This is a genomic window from Streptomyces sp. NP-1717 (assembly GCF_022695985.1).
Classification (GTDB): domain Bacteria; phylum Actinomycetota; class Actinomycetes; order Streptomycetales; family Streptomycetaceae; genus Streptomyces.
The window spans coordinates 53,428-63,454 of record NZ_JAAPBF010000020.1 but is presented as its reverse complement, the minus strand read 5'-3'; the positions used below and the strand labels follow the sequence as shown (position 1 = coordinate 63,454).

The window sequence follows — 10,027 nt, the reverse complement described above, 5'->3', positions numbered from 1 at the left end:
GGCACCAGCCCCAGATGCCGCGACGGCGTCTCGATCTCCGCCGCTCGTCGCAGCACCCCGAGCACCGGCACCCCCGACTCGTCCAGCGCCTCGCGCAGCAGCTCCTCGTGCCGGTGGGAGCCGACCTTGTTGAGGATCACCCCGCCGATCCGCACCTCCGGGTCCCACGACGCGAAGCCGTGCACCAGGGCCGCCACCGACCGGGACTGCGACGACGCGTCCACGACGAGCACCACCGGCGCCCGCAGCAGCTTCGCCACCTGGGCGGTGGACGCGAGTTCGCCCTGCCCGGCGGCGCCGTCGTACAGCCCCATCACGCCCTCGACCACGGCCACGTCGCAGCCCGCCGCGCCGTGCGCGAAGAGCGGGCCGATCAGCTCCGTACCGCACAGATACGCGTCGAGGTTCCGGCCCGGGCGCCCCGTCGCGAGCGTGTGGTAGCCCGCGTCGATGTAGTCGGGCCCGACCTTGTGCGGCGACACGGCGAGACCGCGCGCCGCGAGGAGCGCCATCAGTCCGGTGGCGACCGTGGTCTTGCCGCTGCCGGACGCCGGTGCGGCGATGACGAGCCTCGGTACCGACACCACGCCCGTCCGCGAGGGGGTGTTCACCACTCGATGCCCCTCTGCCCCTTCTGCCCCGCGTCCATCGGGTGCTTGACCTTCGTCATGTCGGTGACCAGATCGGCGAGTTCGACCAGCGCCTGCGGCGCGTTCCGCCCCGTGATCACGACATGCTGTGTCCCCGGCCGCTCCCGCAGCACCCGCACGACCTCGTCGGTGTCGACCCAGCCCCAGTGCATCGGGTACGCGAACTCGTCGAGCACGTACAGCCGGTACGTCTGCGCCGCCAGGTCCCGTTTGACCTGCTCCCAGCCCTCACGTGCCGCGTCCTCGTTGGAAAGCTGCCGGTCGCGCTGCACCCAGGACCAGCCCTCGCCCATCTTGTGCCAGGCGACCGGACCGCCCTCGCCGCTCGCCCCCAGCACCTTCAGCGCGTGCTCCTCGCCGACCTTCCACTTCGCCGACTTGACGAACTGGAACACCCCGATCGGCCACCCCTGCGTCCAGCCGCGCAGCGCGAGCCCGAAGGCCGCCGTCGACTTGCCCTTGCCGGTGCCCGTGTGGACCACGACCAGGGGGCGGTTGCGGCGCTGCCGGGTGGTGAGCCCGTCGTCCGGCACCACGGCCGGCTGTCCCTGCGGCATCAGGCAACCCTCCTGTGTGCGCCCCGTACGGCGCCCTGCACGTCCCTGACCAACCCGGCGACGCTGTCGGCCCGCAGCTCGTCCAGCGTGACGGCGGTGCCGCCCAGGTCGCCCGCGAGCGCCACCGCCAGCCCGAGCCGCACCGGCCCCGACTCGCAGTCCACGACCACCGACGCCGTGCCCTCGGCCGCGTGCAGCCGCGCCGCGCGAGCGCCGAGCGCCACCGGGTCCGGCCCGCCCGTCGCCCGCCCGTCCGTGACCACGACGAGCAGCGGGCGCCGCGCGGGATCGCGCATCCGCTCCACCCGCAGGACCTCGTGCGCCTTCATGAGTCCGGCGGACAGCGGGGTGCGCCCGCCCGTGGGCAGCGTCTCCAGCCGTACGGCCGCCGCGTCGACCGACGAGGTCGGCGGCAGCGCCACCGTGGCCTCCCTCCCACGGAAGGTGACCAGACCGACCTTGTCGCGCCGCTGGTAGGCGTCCAGGAGCAGCGACAGCACCGCGCCCTTCACCGCCGACATGCGCTGCCGCGCGGCCATCGACCCGGAGGCGTCGACCACGAACAGCACCAGATTTCCCTCGCGTCCCTCGCGGGTCGCCTGCCGCAGATCGTCGCGCCGCACCACCAGCCCCTGCCCCGAACGCCCGCGCGCCCGCTGGTGCGGGGCGGCGGCCAGGACGGTGGCGGCCAGGTGCAGCTTGGTGAGCGTCGCCCGGGGCCGCCGGGCCCCGGTCGTACGGCCGTGGTCGGTACGGGCCCGCGAACGGCGCCCCGCCGCGCCCTCGCCGAGACCGGGCACGCTGAGCGTCTTCGTACGGAAGGGCTCGGCGGACCCCACGGCGGAGCGCTCACCGCCGCCGGATCCCGGCGGCGGTCCCGCCTCGTCGCCCGCCTCGTCGCCCTCGGCCGGCTCCGGCCGGTCCGGAGTCCCCCGGGGAGCCTCGGGCGGCCCCTCCTGCGGCGGCTGTCCGCCGCCCCCGGGCCCGTCCGGGTCCGGGTCGTCGTCGGGGGAGTCGTCACGCCCGCCGTCGTCGTCCCCGCCGCCGAACTCCTCCAGCGTGTCGTCCAGCTTCTCCTCGTCCAGGCCCGGCGCGTCGAAGGGGTTGCGGCGCCTGCGGTGGGGGAGCGCCAGCAGGGCCGCCTGCCGCACGTCCTCGGCCAGTACGACCGTGCGGCCCGCCCACGCGGCGAGCGTCGTCGCCGTCCGCGCCATCACGATGTCGGCCCGCATGCCGTCCACCTCGAACGCGGCGCACGTCGCCGCGATCTGCCGCAGCGCGGCGTCCCCGAGGCGCACCTCGGGCAGCAGCGCCCGCGCGGCCACGATGCGCGCCCGCAGCTCGTTCTCCTCGCCGGCCCAGCGCGCGGCGAACGCGGCGGGATCGTCGTCGTACGCGAGCCGCCGCCGTACGACCTCGACCCGCAGATCCGGTTCGCGCGACGCGGCCACCTCGACGGTCAGCCCGAACCGGTCGAGCAACTGCGGCCGCAGCTCGCCCTCCTCGGGGTTCATCGTCCCGACGAGCAGGAACCGGGAGGCGTGCCGTACGGAGACACCCTCACGCTCCACGTAGGAGGCGCCCATCGCGGCGGCGTCCAGCAGAAGGTCCACCAGGTGGTCGTGGAGGAGGTTGACCTCGTCCACGTACAGCACGCCCCGGTGCGCGTCGGCGAGGAGCCCCGGCTCGAACGCCTTCACGCCCTCCGCCAGCGCGCGCTCGATGTCGAGCGCGCCGACGAGCCGGTCCTCGGAGGCGCCGACGGGGAGTTCGACCATCCGCGCGGGCCGCGCCGCGCCGCCCCCGCCCTCGTGCGGCCCGTCGGGACACGCGGGGTCGGGCGCCCCCGGATCGCACGAGAACCGGCACCCGGCGACGACGGGCACCTCCGGTATCAGGACCGAGAGGGCGCGCACGGCCGTGCTCTTCGCGGTGCCCTTCTCGCCGCGCACCAGAACCCCGCCCACGGCGGGTGAGACGGCGTTGAGCAGCAGCGCGAGCCGCAGATCGTCCTGCCCGACGATCGCGGTGAAGGGGTATGGCGTACTCACAGTGCCTCCATGGCATGGGTCGGCGTGTTCGGCGCGTGGGGCGTCCGGAGACCGGCTCCCGCGGCGCCCGGGACCGTTCTCATTCGCCGCCGCCCTCCAGATCGCCCTCCAGCTCCAGATACGTCGCCCGCAGCCGCTCCAGCGTCCGCTCGTCCGGCTCCGCCCACAGCCCGCGCTCCGCCGCCTCCAGCAGCCGCTCCGTGATCCCGCGCAGCGCCCACGGGTTGGACCGCCGCATGAACTCCCGGTTCTCCGGCGCGAAGACGTACTCCGCCGACAACTTCTCGTACATCCAGTCGTCCACGACCCCGGCCGTCGCGTCGTACCCGAACAGGTAGTCCACGGTCGCCGCCATCTCGAACGCGCCCTTGTAGCCGTGCCGCCGCATGGCGCTCATCCAGCGCGGGTTGACCACCCGCGCCCGGAACACCCGGTGCGTCTCCTCGCCCAGCGTGCGCGTCCTGATCTGGTCCGGGGTCGCGCTGTCACCCACGTACGCCTCGGGCGACTCGCCCGTCAGATGCCGCACCATCGCGACCATGCCGCCGTGGTACTGGAAGTAGTCGTCGGCGTCGACCAGATCGTGCTCGCGCGTGTCGACGTTCTTCGCCGCCACCTTGATCCGCCGGAACGCGGTCTCCATGTCCCCGCGCGCCGCCCGCCCGTCGAGCCCGCGCCCGTACGCGTAACCGCCCCACACCGCGTACACCTCGGCCAGGTCGGCGTCCGACCGCCAGTTGCGCGCGTCGATCAGCGGCAGCAGACCCGCCCCGTACGCGCCCGGCTTCGACCCGAAGATCCGCGCCGTCGCCCGGCGCCGGTCGCCGTGCTCGGCCGTGTCCTGATCCGCGTGCGCCCGTACGTAGTTGGCCTCGGCCGGCTCGTCCAGCTCGGCCACCGCCCGTACGGCGTCGTCGATCAGCCCCACCACATGAGGGAAGGCGTCCCGGAAGAAGCCGGAGATCCGCACCGTCACATCGATCCGGGGCCGTCCCAGCTCCGCCACGGGCACGATCTCGAACCCGCTGACCCGCCGCGACGCGTCGTCCCACACCGGCCGGCACCCCAGCAGCGCCAGGATCTCGGCGATGTCGTCGCCCTGGGTGCGCATCGCGGAGGTGCCCCAGACGGTCAGCCCCACCGACGCCGGATAGCCGCCCGTGTCGGCCAGATACCGGGCCACCAGCGAGTCGGCGAGCGACTGGCCGACCTCCCAGGACAGCCGCGACGGGATGGCCTTGGGGTCGACGGAGTAGAAGTTGCGGCCCGTCGGCAGCACGTTCACCAGCCCGCGCGTCGGCGACCCGGACGGACCCGCCGGGACGAAACCGCCGTCCAGCGCGCGCAGGATGTTGCCGATCTCGTTCGTCGTACGGGCCAGCCTCGGCACCACCTCTTCACAGGCGAAGCCCAGCACGGCCACCGCCGACGGCAGCTCCTGCCCCAGGACCTCCCCGACCAGCGGCGCCGCCGCCGTCAGCTCCCAGCCGCGCTCCTCCATGCCCTCCGCGAGACGCCGGCACAGCTGCTCCAGGAGATCGATCGCGTCGGCCGCCGACCTGGCCGGACCCGTGACCAGGTCCGTCAGCTCCACCGGCACCTTCACCGGCGCGCCGGGCTCGCCCAGCAACTCCTTCTCGACCAGACCGAAGTGCTCGGCGAGCGCCGCCCGCAGACCCGGCAGCGCGTTCGCCTCGCCTCCCCACACCTGCGAGGCACGCAACACGGCGAGCACCAGGTTGACCCGCGCCTCGCCCTCGGGGCCGCCACCGAGGATGTGCAGACCGTCCCTGATCTGGACGTCCTTGATCTCGCACAGATAGCCGTCGACATGCATGACGAACGAGTCGAAGTCGTCGTCGTCCGGCTGCTCGTCGACATGCAGGTCGTGGTGCAGCTCGGCGGCCTTGACGAGCGTCCAGATCTGCGCGCGCACCGTCGGAGCCTTCGCCGGGTCGAGATCGCTGACCAGCGCGTACTCGTCGAGCAGTTGCTCCAGCTTGGCCAGGTCCCCGTAGGTGTCGGCGCGCGCCATCGGCGGCACCAGATGGTCCACGACGGTGGCGTGGCCGCGCCGCTTGGCCTGGGTGCCCTCGCCGGGGTCGTTGACGATGAACGGGTAGATCAGCGGCAGTTCGCCGAGCACCGCGTCCGGGCCGCAGCCCGCCGAGAGACCGAGCCCCTTGCCGGGCAGCCACTCCATCGTGCCGTGCTTGCCCATGTGGACGATCGCGTCCGCGCCGAAACCGTTCTCCGCGGCCGCCGTCTCCAGCCAGCGGTACGCCGCCATGTAGTGGTGCGACGGCGGCATGTCCGGGTCGTGGTAGATCGCGATCGGGTTCTCGCCGAAGCCGCGCGGCGGCTGGATCATCACCACGACGTTCCCGAACCGCAGCGACGCCAGCACGATGTCGTCGCCGTCCACGTACAGCGAGCCCGGCGGCTCGCCCCAGTGCTCCAGCATGCTCGCGCGCAGTTCCGGCTCCAGCGTGCCGAACCAGGCGCGGTAGTCGGCCAGCGGCACCCGGGCGGGCGCCACGGCCAGCTGCTCCTCCGTCAGCCACTCCACGTCGTGGCCACCGGCGTTGATGAGCCGGTGGATCAGCTCGTCACCGTTGTCGGGGTGCGCGTCCGCGCCGTCGCCCACCAGGTAACCGGCGTCGCGCAGGGCGTCCAGCACCCGTACCGCCGACGCGGGGGTGTCGAGACCGACCGCGTTGCCGACGCGTGAGTGCTTCGTCGGGTACGCGGTGAAGACCACGGCCAGCTTCTTCTCCGCGTTCGGCTTGTACGCCAGGCGGGCGTGCCGCACCGCGATCCCGGCGACCCGGCCGGCCCGCCCGTGGTCGGCGACGTACACCGGGACACCGTCCGGGCCCTCCTCCTTAAAGGAGAACGGGACCGTGATCAGCCGCCCGTCGAACTCCGGGATCGCGACCTGCATCGCCGCGTCCATGGGCGAGAGCGCGGCGTCCGACGCGTCCCAGGAGGCCCGCGACGACGTCAGACAGAGCCCCTGGAGGACCGGCACGTCGAGATCGGCCAGCGCCCCGATGTCCCACGCCTCGTCGTCGCCGCCCGCCGACGCGTCCGACGCGCGCGTGCCGCCGGCGGCGAGGACGGTCGCGATCAGCGCGTCCGCCGCGCCGAGCCGTTCGTACAGGGCGGGATCGGCGCCGCGCAGTGAACCGCAGTAGACGGGCAGGGCGTTGGCGCCCCGTTCCTCGACGCGGTCGCACAGCACGTCCACGAAGGAGGTGTTCCCGGAGAGGTGGTGAGCGCGGTAGAAGAGGACCGCGACGGTCGGGCGTCCTTCCACGAAGGGCCGCTCGCCGTGCACGCCCCACTCGGGCATCGTGCGCGGCGCCTCGAACCCCTCACCGGTCAGCAGCACGGTGTCGGAGAGGAACCGCGCCAGCTCCGCAAGATTCTCCGGCCCGCCCCCGACCAGATAGCGCAGCGCCTCGGCCACCACACCGGCGGGCACCGACGAGTCGGCCATCAGCTCCGCGTCCGGTACGGACTCGCCGCCCAGCAGCACGGTCGGGATGCCGGACGCGGCGAGCGCCGCCAGACCGTCCTCCCAGGCGCGCTTGCCGCCGAGCAGGCGCACGACGGCGATCCGCGCGCCGGCGATCAGCGCGGGCAGCTCGCCGACCGCGTCGACGCGGGTCGGGTTGGCGATGAGATACGGGGCGCCCGAGGCACGGGCCGCCAGCAGATCCGTATCGGCGGTGGACAGCAGCAGAACGGTCGGGGAGGGGCTGTTGACAGGCGCGGTGGTCATGGCGCTCCAGGTGCGATGAAGGGAAGTCCTGACGGGGCGCCCGACTCGATCAGCCGCAGCAGCGCGTCCGTGTCCGCGTGTTCTTCGATCAGATCGCCGAGGAGGTCGAGCTGCTCCTCGCGCAGAGTGGCGAACGAGGTGTCGGGGGCGGGTACGAAACGGCGCTCCGCCGCCGTGGCCACGGCGCGCAGGAAGGCGCGCCGGAAGCCGTCGCTCTCCAGCGAGCCGTGCCAGTGCGTACCCCACACCTGGCCCGACCGGCACCCGTCGAGGCGGCGTCCGCCGCCGTCGACGAGGAACGGGTCGCCGCCTTCCACGGAGGCGACGCCGTGGTGGATCTCGTACCCCTCGACGCGCTCGCCCAGCGCCTCGCCGACCGGCCGCGCCAGGGTCTTCTCACGGGCGAACTCGACGCGTACGGGCAGCAGTCCCAGCCCGGCGACGGAGCCCGCGCGGGACTCGACGTCGTCCTCGATGTGCTCGCCGAGGAGCTGGTAGCCGCCGCAGATACCGAGGACGGGGCGGCCCCCGGCGGCGCGCCGCGCCAGCGCGTCGGCGAGACCGCGCTCACGCAGCCAGGCGAGTGCGCGGACCGTGCCGCGCGTACCGGGCACGATCACCAGGTCCGCGTCCGCGATCTCGTCGGGGCGGTCCACGAAGCGGACCACGACGCCCGGTTCGGCCGCCAGCGCGTCCACGTCGGTGAAGTTCGACATCAGCGGCACCGCGCAGACCGCGACCCGCAGGACGTCCTCTCCGTACGGAGGCGCCACCACCGACTCGCGTACGGGGCCGCGCAGCGAGACCCGCAGACCGTCCTCCTCGTCGATGCCCAGACCGTGCCGGAAGGGCAGCACGCCGTACGTGGCGCGGCCGGTCAGTCCGCGCAGCATCTCCAGACCCGGCTCCAGCAACGACACGTCGCCGCGGAACTTGTTGACGAGATAACCGGCGACCAGCGACTGGTCCTCGGCGCTCAGCAGCGCCGTCGTACCGAAGAAGGACGCGAAGACGCCGCCCCTGTCGATGTCGCCGACCACGACGACCGGCAGCCGGGCCGCGCGCGCGACGCCCATGTTGACGATGTCGGTACGCCGCAGATTGATCTCGGCCGGACTGCCGGCGCCCTCGCAGATCACCGCGTCGTACGTGCTCCGCAGCTCCTCCAGGCACTCCACGACGGTGCCGAGCAGCGTCTCCTGGCGGCCGGGGCCCGCGCCGTCCCCGTGGTAGCCGCGGGCGCTCAGTTCGCCCACCGGCCGTCCCATCAGCACCACTTGACTGCTGCGGTCACTGCCCGGTTTGAGCAGGACGGGATTCATCAGCGCCGTCGGCTCGACGCGCGCCGCCTGTGCCTGCATCGCCTGCGCCCGGCCGATCTCGGCGCCCTCGCGCGTCACGAACGAGTTCAGCGACATGTTCTGTCCCTTGAAGGGCGCCACCTTCACGCCCCGGCGTACGAGCCAGCGGCAGATGCCCGCCGTGACGACGCTCTTCCCGGCGTCGGACGTGGTGCCCGCGACGAGCAGCCCGCCGCCGCGCCCTCTGCCTCCGCCCATCGGCGCCCCGCTCATCGGGCCCTCCTCCTACAGAGGTGGCCGGCCAGCAGCCGGCCGGCCACGCAGACGCCGAGCGCGAGCGCGCCGACGCGGCGCGACAGCCGGACCGCCCGCTCGATGTCGGCCAACTCCACCGGCCGCCCGCCGCCGCCCAGAACCGGCCGGTGCTCGACCCGTCCGCCGTACGCGAGGGTGCCGCCCAGCCGCACGCCCAGCGCGCCCGCGAACGCCGCTTCCACGGGGCCCGCGTTGGGGCTCGGATGGCGGCCAGCGTCGCGCCGTACCGCGCCCAGCGCCCGCGCGGGCGCGCCGCCCGCCACCGCCGCCAGCACCGCCGTCAGCCGGGCCCCCGGCCAGCCGGCCACGTCGTCCAGCCGCGCCGACGCCCAGCCGAAGCGCAGATGGCGCGGCGAGCGGTGCCCGACCATGGCGTCCAGCGTGTTGACGGCGCGGAACGCGACCAGCCCCGGCACCCCGCCGAACGCGCCCCAGACCAGGGCTCCCACGACGGCGTCCGAGGTGTTCTCGGCGACGGACTCCACGACGGCGCGGGCGATCTGCCGCTCGTCCAGACCCTGCGGGTCCCGCCCGCACAGCCGCGGCAGCCACTCCCGCGCGACCTCCACGTCTCCGGCCGCCAGCGCCCCGCCGACGGCGCGCGCCTCACGCCCCAGCGACGTACCGCCCAGCACGGTCCAGGTGACGGCGGCGGTCAGGGCGACGGAGGCGGCCGTACGGTCCCGCAGCCCACGCGAGACGAGGGCGGCCACCCCGGCCGTACCCCCGGCGCACACGACGGCGTACAGCGCGCCCCAGCCCCGGTGGTCACGCCACAGCAGACGTTCGACGGCGCCCGCGGCCCGCCCGAAGCCGGCGACCGGATGGCCGCGCCGGGGGTCGCCGAGGAGCCGGTCGGCGAGCAGTCCGGCGGCGGCGCCGTACGCGAAAACGCTTCCCGGGGCCGGTACGTGGCGCCCCGCCGAAGACTCGGCACGCATCGCTCAGCCCGCCGATACGCCTCGCCACGCTCGTGGGGGTCTAGGGCCTGTCTTTCGGATCTTGCCGGGCTCGCGGTCCCTGGCACGCACGTTCGCCGCGTTGTCGTCGGTCGGCATGGCTCCGCCATGCCTCCCTCCTCCGCCTTGCGACCGCACGCACCAGACCCCGCTCCCTGATCCGGCCTGATCCAAAAGACAGGCCCTAGGGCGTGTTTTGAAAGTAGCGTCGTCCACCCGAAGGGTGGGGCTCACGGCGTCTGGTGCGTGCGATCGCAAGGCGGAGGATCGCCCTCGTACCGGGCGTACTCGGGCGACTCCGACAACGCGGCGAGCGTGCGTGCCAGGGGCCGTGAGCCAGACGGGACTTTCAAAACACGCACTAGTACTCACAGCACTGGACGCGACAGCTGTACCGCAGCCGGGCA

At 73.8% G+C, this 10,027-nt stretch carries 6 protein-coding genes; all 6 read right to left on the bottom strand.

The window, feature by feature from the left end; genetic code table 11:
• Nucleotides 1–587, bottom strand: a 587-nt coding sequence (locus GXP76_RS07055; protein WP_242570558.1) for a cobyrinate a,c-diamide synthase, incomplete at its 3' end; no start/stop codon positions are given.
• A 20-nt stretch (nt 588–607) separates the two neighbouring features.
• The gene (gene cobO / locus GXP76_RS07050; RefSeq protein WP_242570556.1) at nt 608–1,207 is read right to left on the bottom strand and encodes a cob(I)yrinic acid a,c-diamide adenosyltransferase; all 600 of its coding nucleotides are present in this window, start codon (nt 1,205–1,207) and stop codon (nt 608–610) included.
• Complete coding sequence (locus GXP76_RS07045; RefSeq protein WP_242570555.1) at nt 1,207–3,258, bottom strand: putative cobaltochelatase; 2,052 nt, start codon at nt 3,256–3,258, stop codon at nt 1,207–1,209. Before GXP76_RS07045 ends, cobO begins: the two co-directional genes overlap by 1 nt.
• Before the next feature lie 79 nt (nt 3,259–3,337).
• Entirely contained in the window at nt 3,338–7,045 is a 3,708-nt protein-coding gene (cobN, locus tag GXP76_RS07040; protein ID WP_242570554.1) for a cobaltochelatase subunit CobN, read from the bottom strand.
• A complete protein-coding gene (locus GXP76_RS07035) occupies nt 7,042–8,619 on the bottom strand; it encodes a cobyric acid synthase (protein WP_242570553.1) in 1,578 nt (525 codons plus the stop codon). Before GXP76_RS07035 ends, cobN begins: the two co-directional genes overlap by 4 nt.
• A complete protein-coding gene (locus tag GXP76_RS07030) occupies nt 8,616–9,602 on the bottom strand; it encodes a cobalamin biosynthesis protein (RefSeq protein WP_242570552.1) in 987 nt (328 codons plus the stop codon). Before GXP76_RS07030 ends, GXP76_RS07035 begins: the two co-directional genes overlap by 4 nt.
• Nucleotides 9,603–10,027 lie beyond the last annotated feature (425 nt).